Raw genomic sequence first — 20,929 nt, 5'->3', positions numbered from 1 at the left:
ATGGCAGGAAACAGTATCGGACAACATTTCCGCGTGACCACGTTCGGAGAAAGTCACGGTATCGCACTAGGATGTATCGTAGATGGGTGCCCACCAGGATTAGAAATTACCGAAGCAGACCTTCAAAGAGATTTGGATCGTCGTCGCCCTGGTACTTCTCGCTATACAACGGCTCGTCGTGAAGCGGATGAAGTGAAAATCTTATCAGGTGTATTTGAAGGCCAAACTACGGGTACTTCTATTGGTCTATTGATTGAAAATACAGACCAACGCTCTAAAGACTATTCCGAAATTAAAGACAAGTTCCGCCCTGGCCACGCTGACTATACGTACCATCAAAAGTACGGTGTGCGTGATTACCGAGGTGGTGGTCGTTCTTCAGCTCGTGAAACTGCAATGCGTGTTGCTGCAGGTGCAATTGCGAAGAAATACCTAAAACAAGAATTTGGTGTTGAAATCCAAGCTTACCTTTCTCAAATGGGTGATATCTCAATTGATAAAGTGGATTGGAACGAGATTGAAAACAACGCTTTCTTCTGTCCAGATGCCGACAAAGTACCAGAATTTGATCAACTGATTCGTGACTTGCTAAAAGAAGGCAACTCGATCGGTGCGAAGATTCAAGTGGTTGCGACTAAAGTGCCAGTAGGCCTTGGTGAGCCAATCTTTGATCGTCTAGATGCTGACATCGCGCACGCTCTAATGAGCATTAACGCTGTGAAAGGTGTTGAGATTGGTGATGGCTTCGATGTTGTTAATCAACGCGGTAGTGAACACCGTGACCCATTAACTCCAGAAGGTTTCAGCAGCAATCATGCTGGCGGTATCTTAGGTGGTATCTCTACTGGTCAAGATATTGTGGCAAGCATTGCGCTTAAACCAACATCAAGCATCACTGTACCTGGTGACACAATCACGAAAGATGGTGAAGCAACGCAGCTAATCACTAAAGGTCGTCACGATCCATGTGTGGGTATCCGTGCGGTACCTATTGCTGAAGCGATGCTGGCTATCGTGTTGCTTGATCACTTGCTACGTCACCGTGGTCAAAACTTTGGTGTGACAACTGAAACGCCAAAAATCTAGTTCTGCTTCGTTTTATTCAGAACAGATTTGAAACTGATTTGATAGAAACAAAAAGGGTTGCTTCGTAATGAAGTAACCCTTTTTCACATTAGCAGGATTATTCGTCCGGTTAGCGACTATCGTCATTAAAGACAGCTAGCAGCTTAAGGCTCTTAATCCATTAATGCACTGAACTTTCAGGATCAAGCTGGAACGAAGGCAAACTCCATTTGAATCTTACAGCCGCCATGCGCAGCAAGTAACCAACTACAAGCGTCACAATTGTCGCCGTGACGTCGTTGATGCCAAGCTCAAGCAAACCTAGGTACAAACCTGAAGCGACAAGTGCGACAGACGCGTATAGCTCTTCATGCAACACTAACGGTGTTTGACGACAGATAAGATCGCGCAGCAAACCACCAAACACGCCAGTTACCAAGGCAGACACCATGCAGATCATTGGGTGAAGACCCATAGTCATCGCTACCTTAGTGCCAATGATACTGAACACGATAAGCCCTAGAGCATCTAAACGAATGAACAAGCCCTTTAGCTTGATTACCCATTTAGCCAGTCCTGTTGTGATAACACCGGCGATACAGGTGATCGCTAGATACTGCGGGTTTTCAACCCAACCTAAAGGGTAATGACCAAGTAAGATATCGCGTACTGTACCGCCGCCAATTGCCGTTGCACTCGCAACCAACATTACACCAAACCAATCCATTTTTTGTTTGCCAGCACTGAGAGCGCCGGTCATGGCTTCTGCCGTGATGCCAATGATATACAAAACACTTAGTAGCATTGCTGTAGCTCTATAATATAGGTCTATAAATTGGAGTCTTATAGGCCATAGGGATATAAAAATGAAGCGCGAGTGTAGTAGTAAAAATGCTGATTGACGAATGAATATTTGTACCGTGAATGGCCTTTTCAGATTAGCTAAACTAATCATTCACCTCAAAGTAGTGTAATCTGGGAATGGCAATCGATTGTCACTGCAAAGTATAATGGCGAACCCGATGTCATTACGCTTGATAGGGCTTTACCGAGCGCTTAAAAAAAAGCAAAATGCCCCAGTTATTTTTACTTAAATTTGATTTTATGACACACCAATACTCAGACATTATCGATATCTTCAATCAGACCTTTTTTGAAAGCTTTAATACCAAACTAGAGCTAGGGGCTGATGAGCCGATCTATTTGCCTGCTGATGATACTATCCCACACCATCGAATCGTGTTCGCACGTGGCTTTTACGCCTCTGCACTCCATGAGATCGCACACTGGTGCGTTGCTGGGCCTGAGCGTCGTTTACTGGAAGATTTTGGCTATTGGTATGAACCTGACGGTCGAACGGAATCGGTTCAAGCTGAGTTTGAAAAAGTAGAAATTCGCCCACAAGCGTATGAATGGATCATTGCGATGAGCGCAGGCTTTCCTTTTAATGTCAGCTGTGACAATCTACACGGCGATTTTGAGCCAGATCGTTTGGCCTTTATGAATAAAGTACATAGCGAAGTTATGGGTATCTTTGAAGTAGGCTTTCCGCCTCGCGTGAAAATGCTCTCTGAAGCATTACGCAGCTTCTACGATGTAGAACCTTTATGTGCTAGCCAATTTATTGTGAAATAAGAGAATATTATGATTATCGAATTTGAAGAAAAACTACTTGAAGTAATTGATGCTCGCATTGAAAACGCATCAGACGATGAACTGTTTGCTGGTGGTTACTTACGTGGTCATATTTCTCTTTCAGTGGCTTCATGTGAAGAAGAAGGCATTGAAGATGTGGCTGAAGTAAAAGCTCGTATTGAACAGAGCCTAGACGACGCTCGCTCTGAACTAACACCAGCAGACCGCACTATCGTTAATGACCTTTGGGTTGAGCTACAAAACCAAGCTTAATCTCGATGTATTAATACTATCCGCTCAGTCCCTTCCTTTCCCATTTTGCTGAGCGAACTGGTTTATTTGAGACTCGTTCGAAATTTTTGAATGAGTCCGTTCATTTCTTGTGATGGTTACATTTTCTTACTACGTTATTCTAATCCCACTTAACGGAATTACAGAAAGGTCACATCATGAAAGTTATCGCATTTGGCGCAAGCACAAGTTCTACCTCAATCAACAAAACACTAGCAACTTACGCAGCAAACTTGATTGAAGGTGCTGAAGTTAAAGTCCTAGACATCAACGATTACAATGTTCCTATGTTCAGTGAAGACACTGAAAAAGAGATTGGCCAAGCGGAAGGCGCTCAAGCATTCTTGCGCGACCTAGCTGAAGCTGATGCGTTTGTTATCTCGTTCGCAGAACACAATGGTCACTACCCAGCTGCGTATAAAAACCTATTTGATTGGGCGACACGCATTGAGCGTTCAGTATTTGGCGAGAAGCCGGCGGTTTACCTAGCGACTTCACCAGGCCCTGGCGGCGCACAAACGGTACTTGGCGCAGCGACAGGTTCTGCACCTTACTTCGGTGGAAACGTGCAAGCGTCAGTTTCAGTACCAAGCTTCTACGATAACTTTGATTTTGAATCTGGTTCTATCAGCAACGAAGAGATCGTTCTACAGATTAAAGACGCGGTTGCTAAGCTGTAAATACAGCTTCGTTTAGAACATCAGTTTAGAGCAACACGAATAACAAAAAGCCCGAGCGACACAATGAACTCGGGCTTTTTAGCTTTTAACTTATTAGTTTCAGATATTCAGAAATTTCAGATGTTCAAAATAGCTGAACTAGAAACTACGGCTTTGATTTAGAATGCTTGTCAGCAACCCATCCAGCCGTTAATGCCTTACCTTTACGCAGTCTGCGTACCCACATTCGACTTGGGTGAATCGCTTCAAGCACATCAACAGGCAAGGGCAGCGGATCGCCACAGATCTGTGATGCTAATACTTCAGCCAATAATGGTGCAGAGCTCAAACCACGTGAACCCAGTCCGATAAAGCAATAAAGGTTAGGGAAGCTTGTTACCGTTTCTACATCCTCAACCGAGTCACGCTGCGGGTTGAAGTTGTGGAGATCTTGGTACTGCTCCTTAATGGCTTCAAAGTCACCAACGTTTCCGACAAACGGAAGGTGGTCACGGCTTACGCTTCGGATACCTTGGCGCGCTAAGTTGTCACTGGTATCGACATCTTTTGTCCATGCTTGGTCTGGTAGTGACCCATGTAGGCGCTCGCCATTGTGCTGCTGAACCTCAATATCAAATTCTTGGTCGATATTGGTTTTGTCGTAGTTCGCACCAATACAGTGATGACCATTGTTGGGGTTCTGTGGCGTCAAATAGCCATCAAAGCACAACACGGTTTTTAGCTGGCTGAGATTTTCCGTGGTCGGAATATGGCTCACTTGGCCTTTAACCGGAGTCAGTGGTACTGGCTGAGTTTGTTCAAACTGAGTGAACTTGTGTCCGTTTGCGACAACTACTTGGTCGTGCTTAGTTTGAATCTCACCTTGAGGTGCCTCAATCGTCAGTAACCATTGTTTTTCAGCTTCGAGCCACTCAAGTTGCGTTACTTGATGTTGATAGTGTGCGCTCACTTGGTTGCTCTCTTCTAGCTTGCCAATCAAGCCTTGAGTCAGTTGAAGAGGGCTTAACCAACCACCCAGCGGAAAGTAAACACTCTCTTTATCGACGGGTAAGCCAATCTTTTCGTTGGCTTGCTCTGGCGATAAACGCTGAATCAGGTCGGTGTGGAAGTTGCCTTCCAACATGCGGTTGAGCTTTTTAGTGGAGCCTTGATCCCACATCAAGATGTTCACGCCACACCAGCTGTGATCAAATTGAATAGACTGAGCCGCTTGATTAATAAATTGACGAGCAAACAGTAATCCCGGGCCAAACACGCGAGACACGTTCGAAGTCGCTTCGCTTAATAGCGGGTAAATCGCACCTTGGTTGTTACCTGAGGCATTGCCCGCAGCTTGTGGATGTTCACAATAAAGGGTGATGTTTTTACGACGACGGCTTAGCGTTTTGGCTAATGCAGCACTGGCGACACCACCACCAATGATCGCAATGTCTTGGGATTCAGTGTGTTGAGCGAGGCCATACCAAGGTTTGATGTTGGTGTGAGCGTGCTTTTCGCCAAGTCGGCCGGCGATCATTTCTCGCTTAGTACCAAAGCCTTTGACCTTTTTCATTTCAAAGCCAGCTTCAATTAAGCCACGGCGAACAAAGCCAGCAGCGGTGAAGGTGGCGCAGCTACAATCTTGCTTAGCGAGCTTAGCCATGCCGTTGAATAGGTTTTGATTCCACATCTCTGGGTTCTTGCTCGGAGCAAAACCGTCTAAGAACCAAGCATCAACCAAACCTTCACGCGGGGTTGGTACGTTGGGCATGCAATCTTTAATATCGCCAAACCACAAATCAAGCGTGATTGCACCGTCGCCCAGCACAATGCGGTGACATTCAGGTAGAGCAATAGGGTAGTGTTCTTGGAGTTGCGTCGCATACTCGGCTAATTCTGGCCACGATTGGTGTGCTTTGATGAGATCCTCTTTATTTAAAGGATATTTTTCAAAACTGATGAAATGTAACTCTTTGGTCATCGCTTGTGGGTTATCTTTAAGAAAAGCATCGAACCATTGCCAAACTGCAAGAAAGTTCAAACCTGTGCCAAAGCCGGTTTCAGCAATCACAAAGCGGCGTTGTTCATGTTCAAGCCAACGCTCTGGAAGGTGGTTTTGCTTTAAAAAGACGTAGCGAGTTTCTTCTAAACCGTTAACATTGGAGAAGTAAACGTCGTCAAATTGGTCTGAAACTGGCGTGCCAGACTCATTCCATTCCAGTTCTGCATTAGTAATTGAAGTCATAAAATCTATCATTTTGTGATTTGAAGCGATATGTTGGTAGGGATTGTACGAATTTCTAGGAAAGCTGACCACTTTTGTTAGGCTTCTTAGTTATCATCTAGCTGAATTTAGAATTATAGGAATGTCACATGAAACGAGTCGTAATCACCGGTATGGGTATTGTTTCAAGTATCGGTAACAACGTCGAAGAAGTTTTAGCATCACTGAAAGAGGGTAAATCTGGTATTACCGCTTCAGAGCAGTTCAAGGAAAATGGCTTGCGCTCTCAAGTATGGGGTAACCTAAAAATGAACCCTGCTGACCATATCGATCGCAAAAAAATGCGCTTTATGGGTGATGCAGCGGCATTCGCTTATCTTTCAATGGAGCAAGCAATTGCTGATTCTGGCTTAACTGAAGATCAAGTATCTAATGACCGCACGGGTATCGTTGCGGGTTCAGGTGGTGCTTCATCTCTAAACCAAGTAAACGCGGTAGACATCATCCGTGAGAAAGGCGTGAAGCGCGTTGGTCCATACATGGTTCCACGTACAATGGCTTCTACGGTTTCTGCTTGTCTAGCAACTCCTTTCAAAATCCGTGGTGTGAACTACTCTATGAGCTCTGCATGTGCGACATCTGCACACTGTATTGGTCACGCAATGGAGCTTATCCAACTTGGTAAGCAAGACGTTGTATTCGCTGGTGGCGGTGAAGAACTGGATTGGTCTCTGACTATGATGTTCGACGCAATGGGCGCACTTTCTACTAAGTACAACGACACGCCAGAGCTGGCTTCTCGTACCTACGATGCAGACCGTGATGGTTTCGTTATCTCTGGTGGCGGCGGCATGTTAGTTATCGAAGAGCTTGAGCACGCTGTTGCTCGTGGCGCAAAAATCTACGGTGAAATCGTAGGCTACGGCGCAACTTCAGATGGCTACGACATGGTTGCTCCTTCTGGTGAAGGTGCGGTTCGTTGTATGAAGATGGCGATGCAAAACGTTGATGGCGTTGATTACGTGAACACTCACGGTACTTCAACTCCAGTTGGCGACGTTAAAGAGCTAGGCGCTATCCAAGAAGTATTTGGTGGCAACAGCCCAGCAATTTCTGCAACTAAAGCGATGACAGGTCACGCTCTAGGTGCTGCTGGCGTACACGAAGCTATTTACTCAACGCTAATGCTAGATAACGGCTTTATCGCTCCAAGCATTAACGTTTCGAACCTAGACGAAGCTGCTGCTGGCCTAGACATCGTAACTGAAGCTCGTGATCAAGAGCTAACTACAGTTATGTCTAACAGTTTTGGTTTCGGCGGTACGAACGCAACGCTAGTAATCAAAAAGTACCAAGCTTAACTTAAGCTTGAGTTACAGAGACAAGGTTAATCGTTAAAGGGTTGCGCTAGTGCCGATTCAACACGCACAGGTCACCCAGTAATAATGACCATCAGAACAAAGTTTTTAGACGCAGGTTGGTAAACGTGTTTTTTGAACATAGTTTTTAAATCTGGGTTTAGAGATTGAAAGGTTTCCAGAGCTTGACCAGTACTGACTTTGGTTAGTACTGGTTGAACAGACGCAAGACTCTGTCTCCTGGAGAGCGAGATAGGATCCTTTTGTTCTGGATGTTTGCCCGATTGTTTATTCAATCGGGCATTTTTCGTTTTAGCCGTTTGAGATTTGGGTATGGAATCTTATGCCTGTTGTTTGTGCAGACTCAGTGATTCAGCCCTTTATTTATAATGTATTCCAATTGCTACTCGACACCGTGTGTGGAATTTTGCACAATCATTTCAATTCACATTTAGGTCGATAGACCCCAACAAAAGTACTCGCCAAATGAAAATCTTAATCGACGAAAATATGCCTTACGCTGAAGCGCTTTTTAGCCAGCTAGGGGAAGTGACAATGAAGTCTGGTCGCACACTTACTGCTGACGACCTAGTTGACGTAGACGCATTGATGATTCGCTCTGTTACCAAGGTAAACGAGTCATTGATCAGCAAAGCCAATAAGCTGAAGTTTGTCGGTACTGCGACGGCTGGTATGGACCATGTTGACCAAGAATTGATGAAAGAGCGTGGCATTTTCTTTACTGCGGCGCCTGGCTGTAACAAGGTGGGTGTTGCTGAGTACGCATTCAGTGCGATGATGGTGCTTGCGCAACAGCAAGGCTTCTCTGTTTTTGATAAAACGGTTGGTATTATCGGCTGTGGTCAGGTAGGTAGCTACTTAGCGAAGTGCCTTGAAGGTATTGGTATCAAAGTTCTGCTGAACGACCCTCTAAAACAGCAAGAGGGTGATACTCGCGAATTTACTGAGTTAGAGACTTTGCTTGAACAATCAGACGTTATTACATTACACACGCCAATCACTAAGACGGGTGAGTATCCAACGCATCACTTGATCAGTGAGCAAGTGCTGAACAACTTACGTGCTGATCAAATCCTGATTAATGCAGCTCGCGGTCCTGTGGTTGATAACCAAGCGCTAAAAGCTCGCCTGCAAAAAGCCGATGGTTTCACTGCAGTGCTTGATGTGTTTGAGTTTGAACCTGAAGTCGACTTTGAGCTTCTTCCGTTACTCGCTTTTGCAACGCCTCACGTAGCGGGCTACGGTTTAGAAGGTAAAGCGCGTGGTACCACGATGATCTTCAACAGTTATTGTGAATTTTTAGGTACTGAACAGCGTGCGTATGCAAGCGACTTATTGCCGACAGCGCCTGTACCTCAAATGAAATTAGATAGAGCTTGGGATGAAGCAACACTGCACAATTTGACTCAGTTGATCTATGATGTGCGCAAAGACGACGCCTTATTCCGTCGCAATATCGTTACGCCGGGTTCTTTTGACAAGATGCGTAAAGAATATTGGGACCGCAGAGAGTACAGTGCAGTCGAGTTAACGGGCGACGAATCTTGTAATTTAACGCCGTTATCTAAACTCGGTTTTATGGTAAAGCCAACTTTATAAAAGAGAGAAACAATGAGCCAAGAATTTAATATTGCTATTTTAGGTGCGACTGGTGCGGTTGGTGAAACCATTCTTGAAGTACTTAAAGAGCGTAAATTCCCTGTCGGTGAAATGCACTTACTAGCAAGTGAACGTAGTGAAGGCAAAACTTCCCGTTTTAACGGCAAAACAATACAAGTACAAAACGTAGAAGACTTCGATTGGTCTCAAGTACATATTGCGTTTTTCTCTGCAGGTAGCGAGCTTTCAGAGCGTTGGGCTCCAATTGCGGCTGATGAAGGTGTGGTTGTCATCGATAACACATCACGCTTCCGTTACGAATACGATGTTCCTCTGGTTGTGCCTGAAGTGAACCCTGAAGCGATTGCTGAGTTCCGTAACCGTAACATCATCGCGAACCCTAACTGCTCGACTATCCAAATGGTAGTAGCGCTAAAACCAATTCACGATGAAGTGGGCCTTGAGCGTATTAACGTTTCAACTTACCAATCTGTGTCTGGTGCAGGTAAGCCAGGTATCGATGAGCTAGCGGGTCAAACGGCTAAGCTTCTTAACGGTATGCCAGCTGAAAACTCAGCGTTCTCACAACAAATCGCTTTCAACTGTATTCCTCAAATCGATGAATTTACAGAGAACGGCTACACGCGTGAAGAGATGAAGATGGTTTGGGAAACTCAAAAAATCTTTGCTGACTCTTCAATCACAGTGAACCCGACTTGTGTTCGCGTACCAGTATTCTATGGTCACGCAGAATCTCTGCACATTGAAACTCGCGCGCCAATCGGTGCAGAACAAGTGCTTCAGCTTCTAGAGAACACAGAAGGTGTTGAAGTATTCCAAGCGCTAGACTTCCCAACTCAAGTTCGTGATGCAGGTGGTAAAGACCACGTAATGGTTGGTCGTATTCGTAACGACATCAGCCATCACAGCGGCGTGAACATGTGGGTTGTAGCTGATAACGTTCGTAAAGGCGCAGCAACAAACGCAGTTCAAATCGCTGAAGTTCTGATTCGCGATTACTTCTAAGCTTTATTGCTTTGATAAACAAGCCTCACTCTTTAGTGGGGCTTTTTTAATCGATTGAAAATATTGTTAGTCAAATTGTGTGAAATTGCTGCGAATATTGTTGCTGCAACACATTTTTTGTTTTCATCTCTATAGTTTTACGTCATTTATCCGATATATTTAATAGATCATCACTTTTCCGAATTTAAGCACCTAGCTGAGCCTTTTATGTTTCAAATTTTCAAGCCGTGGTTAATGCCCTTTGCCTTTATCATTGCGACTCAGATTTCCGTTGTTCGTGCAGATTCCATTCGAGTTGTAGGACCTAATGGTCAGATACAATCAGCGCCTACGTTTTCAGAACCTCTTCAAAGAGCGCAATCGAATAGCGCTGAGCCTTCACGTTTCTATGGTCCAACTCGCGGCTCAGAAACATTGTGGTCTATTGCTTCAAAGTTACGCCCTGATAACTCCGTGTCAGTCCAACAAACCCTGTTGGCTATTTATCGCTTAAACCCACAAGCGTTTGAAAACCAGAATATCCATAGCCTGCTGCCTGCCAGTAATTTACGTGTGCCTTCTTTAGATCAAACACGTGCAAGTTCGACGCAGCAAGCTATCAACATCATGAACTCACATCTTGCTAAGCTTGATGCTCCTGCAAGTAAGCCTGTCGCTTCAAAACCCAAAGCGCCGAGTTCTGATGCAAAAAATGTTACTCCTGCTAAGCAAGTAAGCACTACTGAAACTGCTAAAAAGCCATTGTCTCCAACTCAATCATCTCTAGCTCAATCTGCACCAACCCAAGAGATGAACAAGTTAGAGAAGCAGCTAGAGCTTTCAGAAACTGAACTGCTGTCACTTGAAGAGAAAAATCACCAACTTCGTTTGATGTTATCGAATGTTCAATCGGAAGTGGATGAGCTAAAAACAGAGCTCAGTGATGAAGACCGCATTCGTAGCGAAGTGGAAAAGCTGCTTGATGAAGAGCGCAGAAAGAACGCCGAAATTGAAAAGATGGCACCAAGTGTCATGGACGAACTGTTATCGAATGGTTGGTTAGTGGCGGCTCTTGCGATTATTCCAGGTCTGCTCATTGGTTTGATCGTTGTGATGCTGTTAGGCCGTCGTTCTAAAAATGATGAGCAACAGCAGACGACTCAAGAACAACTGCTCCAGCCAGAACCAAGTACCGTTGCACCTATTACATTGGGCGACGAGATGGACGACCTTAACGAGCTGTCTTTAGATGATGACTTGTTTGGTACGGAAGATGACGCCAACAAGCTGTTTGACGATCAAGCGCTAGCCGAAGAGGATGATGTCTTTGCTGGTTTAGATGAATCTGATCTCGATTTCAATCTAGATGGTGAAGACGATGACCCATTTGCTAGCATTGGCGAAAACGGTGATTTAGACACCAACTTCGACGATCTAGATTTAGACAGCAGCAACGGCATTAGTGTTAATGGCGAAGAGAAAGCGCTTGGCCTTGAAGAGATGGAACGTGCGCTAGACAAAACAGCGGAAAGCGCACTCGATAGTGATGATGTTGACTTTGACCTTTCTGATGATAACGCAATGTCTGCTGATGACATTGAAGCCTTGTTATCTCAAGAGGGTGAAACTGAAGATCTAGGTTCCAACGAGCTAGACCAGTCTCTGTTAGATGATCTGTTTGCTCTTGATGATGAAGATGACGACAGCTTCGACATTGATGCGCTTATCTCAGAGCAACAGACTGATACTGCTCCTGAGAATGTAAGCAACGACGAATTTGATATCGAAGCTCTTATCTCGGAACAGCAATCCCCTCAACCTTCGGCTTCTAGCGTAGAAGATGATATTGACGATATCTTTGCTCAGGTTGCCGCTCAGAACGATCAAGCGAATGACCCTTTCAACCTCGATAGCGACGATGAGATTGCCACTAACCTAAACAGTGGTTTGGCGTCTGATGATGATATCGAAAACATTCTGTCTCAGTTCGATAAGCCCATCGTAAATGAAGAACCTCAAGACAGCGTTGATCTGCTTGATGAGCAACTGGCAGGCGATGACGTAGACCTAAGTAACTCGACAGACCTTCTTGATGAGATGCTAGGGGACGATTCGGATGATGAGTCTGAAAGCGAACCTCTTGGCTTTGATTCTCTGTCTGAGCTTGAAGAGCTTTCTGGTTTATCGACCGATGATGACCTCAACATCGCAGAAGACAGCACGGAAACCTTGGATGAATTAATAGGTGACTCTGACGACGATGATTTCGAACTCGACGCCGAAAGTACCGACTTATTGGATGATTTCCTTGATAGTGAATTGTCAGATGATGAGCTTTTAGCGGATGCATCAAAATCAGAATCTCTAGACCCATTTGATGACTTACTGACAAGTGGCATTGAAGATGAGCTTGAGTCTGAAGAGAAGGCGTTTGATAAAGAGCTTGATGCAGCCTTTGGTTTTAACAACGTCAACGAGGAGCCGGAAAAGGACTCAGACGTTGCTCTTACTCCGTTAACCTCAGAAACATCTGACGTTGAGCCAGAAAATGATGAAAACTTCAATCGTGATGACTTTATCGATGACTTGTTCGGTGTCGCACCGGCAACGGATGCTTTGCTTGATGACTCGCTAGAAACAACAGACGAAGCGTTGATTGATGAGTTAATGACTTCTGATGACAATGATTCGCTGCAAGCGACAGAAGAGCCTGTTGAGCCCTCAATTGAAAATACGGTTGAACTAGAGCAAGCGTCTCTTTCAGATAGCAACCAAGCATCAGCGGACGAAATTGCATCATCGGTTGAAGATGACGAACTGGATATCGACTCGCTGTTATCTGAGAATTCTGATTTTGACAAACCAGCTTTTGAAGAGCGAGTTCAAGAAGAAACTGCGTCACTAGAATCAGAACCGAAAGAAGCCGACGTACAAGAGCAGCGCGAAGACATTGCTGCTAGTTTTGAAGAGCAAGCTTCACCATCATCTTTAAATGATATCTCTGAATATGAAGAAGAGACGGTTGAAGACTGGTTAGCTGAAGCGATCGACGATGTAGAGTCGCCTGCGGACGTAGCTTCTGATTTTGACTTTGAACCGAAAATCCAAGGTAGTGAACAATTTGAAGATGTTGTTGAATCCTTGCCAGAGCCAGAGCCAGAGCCAGAGCCAGAGCCAGAGCCAGAGCCAGCTCGTGCTGCAAATATGCCAGAGATCATTCCGAATGAATTTGGTGTGCCGCAAGACGATGATTGGCTGATTGAAGACGATACGTCTGCACCAGAAGTATTAGCAGAAACTGATGTAACACCAGAACCAGTAACACCTGTTGTTGAACCTCAGTTAGACGCTGAACCGCAAGTTGAAGCTACACCACAAGCGGAAGTGGCAGAACAAGAAAGCGAAGAAGAATTCTCGTTTGATGACTTCGAACTTCCAGAGTTTGGTGAAGAAGACGCACTAGCGGAAGCTGATGCTGAATCAACACCAGAACCAGTAATGCCTGCTGTTGAGCCTCAATTAGATGTTGAACCTCGAACTGACGCTCAGGGTCAAGACGACGAAGAGTTCTCGTTTGATGACTTTGAGCTACCAGAGTTCGGTGAAGAAGACGCACTAGCAGAAGCTGATGCTGAATCAACATCAGAACCAATAACGCCTGCTATTGATTCTCAACCAAGTGTTGAATCACAACCAACCGCTGAGCCTCAACTAGATGCTGCACCAAAGGCTGAAACTGCTAAACCAGAAAGTGAAGAAGAGTTCTCGTTTGATGATTTTGAGTTGCCAGAATTCGGTGAAGAAGATGCATTAGCTGAAGTGGTGAGTGAGCCGGATGAAGCTCAATTAGAACAAGACCTATCTGATGGTACAGAGAAGTTCGAGTTCAATGACCTTGATCTTCCAGAGTACGATGAAGAAAGCGCAAAAGCGGACTCTGTTTTAGATGATATTGAGCAAAGCAGTGCTGAGCCAGTAGCAGAAGATGAAGACGTAGAGTTCGATGAGCTTGATTTACCAGAATACGGTGAAGATGAAGCCATCTCAGACGCGTTTGCAGAGAAACCAACACCACTGACTTCTTTCAGCCCACAAGGCGAAGAGCAAGATGCGTTGCATGATTTGTTCGCGAACCCACAAAGCTTCAGTCAGGCTGAAGATTTCTCGAATCCACAAGACTCTGAGTTGGCTGGTTTTACACAGCCAGAAGAATCACTGAGCACAGCTTCTGAGCTAAACTCAACGCCTACAGCGGTTCAAGACGAACCACTAGAAGGCTTTGATGACTTTGATGAGACAGCATTAGCTGAGCTGCTTTCTGAAGATGTTCAAGACTCTGTCGACAACATGTTTAATAAGCCATTGGATGCAACATCGATTGATAGTGCAGGGCTAGATATTGATGCCATGCTTGAAGTTGGTGGCGAAGACTGGAAAGGCTTTAACCTAGCGCCAGAGCAACAATCGAGCATGCATCATGATGTGCCTGACGACCAACAAGAGATTTGGGCGTCGGCTGAACAGCAAGCTGAACCGAAGATCAAAGAAGAGAATTGGGCTCAACAAGACAACCTAACCGAATCAGGCAGCAGTCGTGATAAGCAATACATGACGATTGATGAACTGATGGCTCAAGTCGAGCGAGAAGGTGGAGAAGTCACTAATCCAGACGATGAAGAGCTTAAACTGGATGTTGGTCTCAACGAATTCCCTGATGTTATCGGTGATATTGGCAATTATGATGTCGACAGTAATGCAGAAGCTGCGGGTAAGCTTGATTTGGCTAAAATCTACATCGAGATGAGTGACTCGCATGGGGCAATTAAGCTTCTAGAAGAGGCAATCGTTGACGGCAGCGATGATATTCGTCGAGAGGCAAAAAATCTTATCGATTCGTTAAACGGTCGATAAATTAACAAATCATAAAGGGTAGCGTTGGCTACCCTTTATTTTTAGATGATACAGAGCGCTATTGTTTGATTTGCTTTCCCAAAAGCATCGCCTAGGTCGATGCTGATTGTTTATTGAAGTTTTAGCCCCATCCTATTTGGGCTAGCACTGATTTCCGTATATACTTCTCGCCCATTTTCAAAGAGAACAAGAACATGAAAATTGCTTTAGGTATTGAATATAACGGTACCCACTACTTTGGTTGGCAGCGCCAACGAGACGTGAAAAGTGTCCAAGAAGAATTGGAAAAGGCTCTTTCAGTTGTCGCGAATCACCCTGTAGAAGTTATGTGCGCAGGTCGTACAGATGCCGGTGTTCACGGTACGGGACAAGTCGTTCACTTTGAAACTAATGTCGATCGTAAAATGGTGGCATGGACAATGGGCGCGAATGCCAACATGCCAAAAGATATTGCGGTTCGTTGGGCGACAGAAGTGAATGAGGATTTTCATGCTCGCTTCTCAGCAACTGCCCGCCGTTATCGCTACATTATCTTTAACCATGCACTTCGCCCTGGCATTTTGAATTCAGGCGTGAGCCATTATCATGGCCATCTTGATGAGAAAAAAATGCACGAAGCGGGTCAGTACTTACTTGGTGAGAATGATTTCACTTCGTTCAGGGCAACACATTGTCAATCCCGTAGCCCATGGAGAAACATGATTCACTTGAACGTGACTCGTCATGGACACTACATTGTGATTGATATTAAAGCGAATGCGTTTGTTCACCACATGGTGAGGAATATTACTGGTAGCCTTATTGCCGTAGGTAAAGGTGAGCAGAAACCAGAGTGGATCCAGTGGCTTTTAGAAGCTAAAGATCGAAAAGTAGCCGGCGCAACTGCAAAAGCGGAAGGTTTGTATCTTGTGGATGTTGATTATCCTGAACATTTTGAGCTACCACGAGAGCCAATTGGTCCTCTATTTTTGCCGGACAATTTGAACTAAATGTGAGACTTAGGTTCAAAAAATATTACGGTTTAGTGCGTAAGATAGTGCCAGAAAATAGGTACAACCAGTTTTTTATCTACAGTCGCTGTTTTATGTGCTTTAATTCCCACGCATAATTCCCAAATTTATTTCTTTCGCAATCAAGCGGAAGAATCGAAACAAAAAGGTCTTCCATGAGTTGGCTTGAAAAGATTTTAGAAAAAAGCAACATCGTAACATCTCGTAAAGCGTCTATCCCTGAGGGTGTTTGGACTAAATGTACTTCTTGTGAGCAGGTTCTGTACCATGCAGAACTAGAGCGTAACCTAGAAGTATGTCCAAAATGTGACCATCACATGCGCATGAAAGCACGTCGTCGTCTGGATACCTTCCTAGACAAAGGTGAGCGTGTTGAACTCGGTGCTGATCTTGAGCCACAAGACAAGCTGAAGTTTAAAGACTCAAAGCGTTACAAAGAACGTATCTCTGCTGCTCAAAAGAACAGTGGTGAGACAGACGCATTAGTTGCAATGAAAGGTGAACTGCTTGGTTTACCTATTGTAGCGTGTGCTTTTGAATTCTCATTCATGGGCGGCTCAATGGGTTCTGTTGTTGGTGCTCGCTTTGTGAAAGCGGTAGATGCTGCTATTGAGAACAACTGTGGTTTAGTTTGTTTCTCTGCAAGTGGTGGTGCTCGTATGCAAGAGGCATTGATGTCTCTAATGCAAATGGCGAAAACCAGTGCAGCTCTAGAGCGCTTATCTGCGAAAGGCCTACCTTTTGTTTCAGTAATGACTGATCCAACAATGGGCGGTGTTTCTGCAAGTTTGGCAATGCTTGGCGATATCAACATTGGTGAACCAAAAGCACTGATTGGTTTTGCTGGACGTCGTGTAATCGAACAAACGGTACGTGAAGACCTTCCTGAAGGTTTCCAACGTAGTGAGTTTCTTCTAGACCACGGTGCTATCGACATGATCGTTGACCGTCGTGAGATGCGTCAGCGCGTTGCAAGCCTTGTTGCTAAAATGACCAACCAGCCTTCACCATTAGTAGTTTCTGTGAACGATTCACCGAATGAAGCTACTTATGAAGTACCAGAAGCGCCAGAAAAAGGGTAAAGTACCTTCTAACAAACCAACTTAATTATGGTTATGAGTTAGATGAGTCAACAACCTATTCCTCAAGCCACATCCTCTTTGGAGATGTGGCTTGATTATTTATCAAACATCCACACCAGTGCTATTGATCTTGGATTAGACCGAGTTCAGGCCGTCGCCTCTAAGGCAAACCTCACCAAACCTGCTCAACACGTCATTACTGTTGCCGGAACCAATGGCAAAGGCTCAACGTGTGCCCTTATGGAAGCGATTCTATTGGATGCTGGTTACTCTGTCGGTGTCTACAGCTCTCCTCACTTAATTCGCTATAACGAACGTGTTCGTATCAACGGCCAAGATCTCTCTGATGAAAAGATGGTTCAGTCTTTCGATTTTATTGAGAAAGAGCGTGGCGAAATCAGCCTGAGCTTTTTCGAATATGGCACTTTAGCGGCGTTACGTGCATTTCAAACTGAAGCGGTTGATGTTGTGCTATTAGAAGTTGGTTTAGGCGGACGTCTAGACGCGACCAATATCGTTGAGCATGATGTTTCCGTGATTACTAGTTTGGCTGTCGACCATGTTGACTGGCTAGGTGATGACATCAATGTGATTGGTTTTGAGAAAGCGGGCATTTATCGTAGCGGTAAACCCGCTATCTGTGGTCAACCCAAGCCACCGGCTACGGTTGCAGCGCACGCTGATGACATTAAGGCTGAGTTCTACCAAGTCGGTATTCAATACACTTATGATGTTGACGGTGATACGTGGAACTGGCGCAGTGGTGCATTCCAACTAGAATCGCTACCTATTCCAAGCCTGCCGTTACCTAACGCTGCAACAGCGTTGATGGCATTGGGCACATCAGAGCTTAGTATTAGCGACGTGAACGTGGTTAACGGCATGAAGAATGCGCAGCTTCCTGGGCGTATGCAGCAAATTAGCGAACAACCGGTGATTGTGCTTGATGTAGCACACAACCCGCATTCTGCTGAGTACTTTGCGCAGCAAGTTACGAAGAAGTATGCAGATAAAAATTTACACGTTGTAGTCGCCATGCTTCATGACAAAGATATCCCAGCGACATTGGAAGTATTAGCGCCAATCGCAACTCATTGGTATCCAGCTTCATTGCAAGGGCCACGCGCTGCGACAGCCGCTGAACTGTGTCAAAGCCTACCAGAAGGCGTAGAACAGCATTCAAACCCTGTCACAGCGTTTGAAGCGGCTTTAGATTCTGTTAAAGGTGACGATGTTGTGTTGGTTGTCGGTTCTTTCCATACAGTGGGTGAAGTGTTGGAGCATTGGCAGAAAAAAGGAAACTAAATGGCAAGTAAATTCCAAAGCCGGTTAGTCGGCACCATCATTTTAGTGGCCATTGGCGTGATTGTATTGCCCGATGTACTAGATGGTAAGAAGCTCCACTACAAAGAAGAGTTTGCAAGCATTCCAATTAAGCCTGAGCTTGATAGTAATGTTGAAGTGTTTGAAGTACTCGATCCCGTTGAAGATCAGATAGCGCTACCGGATTCTCCGGTTGAGCAAGTGGTTGAAAGTGGTCGTACTGATAATTCAAACACGCAAACCGCGTCTTCTTCTAATGATAAAGAAGCAGACAAAGTGGCAGTTGTGGTTAAGCCGGTACCTGAAAAAAATGAATACCAAGACAGTGCTTGGATTATTCAATTGATGGCTTTGAAGAATGCTGACAACGCAAAAAACGTTGTTAAGGATCTGCAAAAGCGCGGTTATCAGGCTCACACCAAGCAAGAAAAAACTTTTACGCGAGTAATTATTGGCCCGGATGTCTCTAAATCCAAACTTGAGCGACAAATTAAGGAATTAGAAAAAATTACGGGTTCAAAAGGCCAGTTGCTCAAATTTAAACCGTTAAATCCATAAGAAAACGTTTGCGTCAGCATTTTTTCTGTTAAAATGCGCGCCAACTTAAGATGAAGAATTCATGAATTGGTTAGATTTTGTCATTTTAGGCGTGATCGGCTTCTCTGCCGTGATCAGTTTAGTTCGTGGTTTCGCTAAAGAAGCCTTGTCACTCGTTATTTGGTTTGGAGCATTTTTTATTGCTAGCCAGTACTACGCTAAATTAGCGATGTACTTCACCAATATCGAAGATGAGATGTTTCGAAACGGAACTGCGATAGCAGCATTGTTTGTTGCAACGTTAGTTGTGGGTGCCTTAGTTAACTATGTCATCGGTCAACTAGTTCAGAAAACAGGCCTGTCAGGTACAGACAGAATCCTCGGTGTCGTCTTTGGTGGCTTACGTGGTGTTTTGATTGTTTCTGCAGTGTTGTTTTTCATGGATGCGTTTACTGCATTCCCAAGTTCTGAGTGGTGGAAGAATTCGCAATTGGTTCCAGAATTTAGTCGAATCATTGCGCCGTTCTTCGAGCATTTACAAGCAACATCTAGTTTCTTATCTGGCGCGCTCTAGCGCCAGTTAATGTCGAAAAATCGAGGATTAGGACATGTGTGGTATTGTTGGAATCGTGGGTTCAACACCTGTAAACCAGTCTATTTATGACGCTTTAACGGTATTGCAGCATCGTGGCCAAGATGCCGCTGGTATTTGTACCATAGAAAGCAATCGTTTCCGTCTGCGTAAGGCGAACGGTTTAGTAAAAGATGTTTTTGAAGCAAAACACATGCAGCGCCTACAAGGTGAAGTTGGTATTGGCCATGTTCGTTATCCTACTGCGGGTAGTTCAAGTGCGTCTGAAGCTCAGCCTTTCTACGTAAACTCTCCTTTTGGCATTACGTTGGCGCACAACGGTAACCTGACGAACGCAAACGAAGTTCGTGAGAAGTTGTTCGAAAAAGACCGTCGTCATGTAAACACAACCTCTGACTCTGAAGTTCTACTGAACGTATTAGCTCATGAGATCGATACTGTTAAAGGTAACGTAACTTCAGATGACGTTTTCCGCGCTGTGGCAAATGTGCATCGTACAATTCGTGGTGCTTACGCCGTAACGGCGATGATCATCGGCCACGGTATGATCGCATTCCGTGACCCACATGGTATTCGTCCATTGTGTCTTGGTAAGCGTGAAGTTCAAGGTAAAACAGAGTACATGGTTGCGTCTGAATCGGTAGCACTCGATGCTGTTGGTTTCGACTTCATGCGCGACGTAGCACCAGGTGAAGCTATCTACGCAACGTTTGACGGTGAGCTTTTCACTAAGCAATGTGCAGACAACCCACAACTAAACCCATGTATCTTTGAGTTTGTATACTTTGCACGCCCAGATTCATTCATCGACAAAATCTCGGTTTACAGCGCACGCGTTGAGATGGGTGAGATGCTTGGTATGCGTATTAAAGAAGAGTACGCAGACTTAGACATTGATGTAGTTATTCCAATCCCTGAAACATCAAACGATATTGCGCTACGAATCGCTCAAGCGATCAATAAGCCATACCGTCAAGGTTTCGTGAAAAACCGCTATGTTGGCCGCACATTCATCATGCCAGGTCAGCAACAACGTAAGAAGTCGGTTCGCCGTAAGCTCAACGCAATTCGCTCTGAGTTTAAAGGTAAGAACGTTCTTCTGGTTGACGATTCTATCGTTCGCGGCACAACATCAGAGCAGATCATTGAGATGGCTCGTGATTCTGGCGCAAATAAGGTCTTCATGGTTTCAGCTGCTCCAGAGGTTCGCTTCCCTAACGTTTACGGCATTGATATGCCGAGCGCGACAGAGTTGATTGCTCATGGTCGTGATAACGAAACGATTTGTAAGCAGATTGGCGCAGACGCCTTGATTTTCCAAACGCTACCAGATCTGATTTCTGCAGTGGGCATGGGCAATCAAGACATCTCTCGTTTTGATACTTCTGTATTTAACGGCGAGTATGTAACGGGCGATATCGACCAAGTGTACCTAGATTTCCTAGACTCTTTGCGTAATGACGACTCAAAGGTTCAGCGTGAGATTCAACAAGATCTTGCTAACTTAGAGTTACACAACGAAGGCGCTTAACTAGCGTTTCGTTAGTCATACAGAGTTTCGCTAGCGATACAGAAAATAAAAAACCAGAGCATCGGCTCTGGTTTTTTGTTTATAGA

General features: G+C 44.8%; 16 protein-coding genes. 14 read left to right on the top strand and 2 right to left on the bottom strand.

Annotated features, from left to right (window positions below):
• The gene (gene aroC / locus AB4493_RS10215) at positions 1 to 1,086 is read left to right on the top strand and encodes a chorismate synthase (protein WP_004734182.1); all 1,086 of its coding nucleotides are present in this window, start codon (positions 1 to 3) and stop codon (positions 1,084 to 1,086) included.
• 160 nt (positions 1,087 to 1,246) lie between these two features.
• Here aroC and AB4493_RS10210 read toward each other — a convergent pair whose 3' ends face one another.
• Positions 1,247 to 1,870: a trimeric intracellular cation channel family protein gene (locus AB4493_RS10210; RefSeq protein ID WP_017062358.1), complete on the bottom strand. Its 624-nt coding sequence runs from the start codon at positions 1,868 to 1,870 to the stop codon at positions 1,247 to 1,249.
• Between the two features lie 299 nt (positions 1,871 to 2,169).
• Here AB4493_RS10210 and AB4493_RS10205 point away from each other — a divergent pair, with 299 nt between their 5' ends.
• From AB4493_RS10205 to AB4493_RS10195, 3 genes are all read left to right on the top strand, one after another.
• On the top strand, positions 2,170 to 2,700 hold the full coding sequence (locus tag AB4493_RS10205; RefSeq protein WP_017063424.1) for an elongation factor P hydroxylase: 531 nt from the start codon (positions 2,170 to 2,172) through the stop codon (positions 2,698 to 2,700).
• Between the two features lie 9 nt (positions 2,701 to 2,709).
• Positions 2,710 to 2,973, top strand: coding sequence for a YfcL family protein (locus AB4493_RS10200; protein WP_017063425.1), 264 nt, complete (start codon positions 2,710 to 2,712; stop codon positions 2,971 to 2,973).
• A 176-nt stretch (positions 2,974 to 3,149) separates the two neighbouring features.
• The gene (locus AB4493_RS10195) at positions 3,150 to 3,671 is read left to right on the top strand and encodes an NADPH-dependent FMN reductase (RefSeq protein WP_017062355.1); all 522 of its coding nucleotides are present in this window, start codon (positions 3,150 to 3,152) and stop codon (positions 3,669 to 3,671) included.
• A gap of 145 nt (positions 3,672 to 3,816) precedes the next feature.
• Here AB4493_RS10195 and mnmC read toward each other — a convergent pair whose 3' ends face one another.
• On the bottom strand, positions 3,817 to 5,967 hold the full coding sequence (gene mnmC / locus AB4493_RS10190; RefSeq protein WP_372154945.1) for a bifunctional tRNA (5-methylaminomethyl-2-thiouridine)(34)-methyltransferase MnmD/FAD-dependent 5-carboxymethylaminomethyl-2-thiouridine(34) oxidoreductase MnmC: 2,151 nt from the start codon (positions 5,965 to 5,967) through the stop codon (positions 3,817 to 3,819).
• A gap of 56 nt (positions 5,968 to 6,023) precedes the next feature.
• On the opposite strand from mnmC, the gene fabB reads away from it, so the two are divergent.
• The 10 genes from fabB to purF all read left to right on the top strand — a co-directional run bounded on the left by fabB (position 6,024) and on the right by purF (position 20,843).
• Positions 6,024 to 7,235 (top strand): beta-ketoacyl-ACP synthase I, encoded by a 1,212-nt coding sequence (gene fabB / locus AB4493_RS10185; RefSeq protein WP_017062353.1) that lies wholly within the window; start codon positions 6,024 to 6,026, stop codon positions 7,233 to 7,235.
• A gap of 483 nt (positions 7,236 to 7,718) precedes the next feature.
• Complete coding sequence (locus AB4493_RS10180) at positions 7,719 to 8,852, top strand: 4-phosphoerythronate dehydrogenase (RefSeq protein WP_017062351.1); 1,134 nt, start codon at positions 7,719 to 7,721, stop codon at positions 8,850 to 8,852.
• 12 nt (positions 8,853 to 8,864) lie between these two features.
• The gene (locus AB4493_RS10175; protein ID WP_371713263.1) at positions 8,865 to 9,878 is read left to right on the top strand and encodes an aspartate-semialdehyde dehydrogenase; all 1,014 of its coding nucleotides are present in this window, start codon (positions 8,865 to 8,867) and stop codon (positions 9,876 to 9,878) included.
• A gap of 207 nt (positions 9,879 to 10,085) precedes the next feature.
• A complete protein-coding gene (locus tag AB4493_RS10170; protein ID WP_372154944.1) occupies positions 10,086 to 14,768 on the top strand; it encodes a FimV/HubP family polar landmark protein in 4,683 nt (1,560 codons plus the stop codon).
• 194 nt (positions 14,769 to 14,962) lie between these two features.
• On the top strand, positions 14,963 to 15,757 hold the full coding sequence (truA, locus tag AB4493_RS10165) for a tRNA pseudouridine(38-40) synthase TruA (RefSeq protein WP_004734161.1): 795 nt from the start codon (positions 14,963 to 14,965) through the stop codon (positions 15,755 to 15,757).
• Between the two features lie 176 nt (positions 15,758 to 15,933).
• On the top strand, positions 15,934 to 16,860 hold the full coding sequence (gene accD, locus AB4493_RS10160; RefSeq protein WP_017062348.1) for an acetyl-CoA carboxylase, carboxyltransferase subunit beta: 927 nt from the start codon (positions 15,934 to 15,936) through the stop codon (positions 16,858 to 16,860).
• A gap of 42 nt (positions 16,861 to 16,902) precedes the next feature.
• The gene (gene folC, locus AB4493_RS10155; RefSeq protein WP_372154943.1) at positions 16,903 to 18,165 is read left to right on the top strand and encodes a bifunctional tetrahydrofolate synthase/dihydrofolate synthase; all 1,263 of its coding nucleotides are present in this window, start codon (positions 16,903 to 16,905) and stop codon (positions 18,163 to 18,165) included.
• On the top strand, positions 18,166 to 18,741 hold the full coding sequence (locus AB4493_RS10150; protein WP_017063432.1) for an SPOR domain-containing protein: 576 nt from the start codon (positions 18,166 to 18,168) through the stop codon (positions 18,739 to 18,741).
• A 61-nt stretch (positions 18,742 to 18,802) separates the two neighbouring features.
• Positions 18,803 to 19,294: a CvpA family protein gene (locus AB4493_RS10145; protein WP_009848678.1), complete on the top strand. Its 492-nt coding sequence runs from the start codon at positions 18,803 to 18,805 to the stop codon at positions 19,292 to 19,294.
• 34 nt (positions 19,295 to 19,328) lie between these two features.
• A complete protein-coding gene (gene purF, locus AB4493_RS10140; protein WP_017062345.1) occupies positions 19,329 to 20,843 on the top strand; it encodes an amidophosphoribosyltransferase in 1,515 nt (504 codons plus the stop codon).
• Positions 20,844 to 20,929: the final 86 nt, after the last annotated feature.

This window comes from Vibrio sp. 10N.222.55.A1, from assembly GCF_041473835.1.
Taxonomy (GTDB): Bacteria; Pseudomonadota; Gammaproteobacteria; order Enterobacterales; family Vibrionaceae; genus Vibrio; species Vibrio crassostreae_C.
Note: the sequence above shows the minus strand (reverse complement) of the source record. Positions and strands in the feature narration are given on the sequence as shown.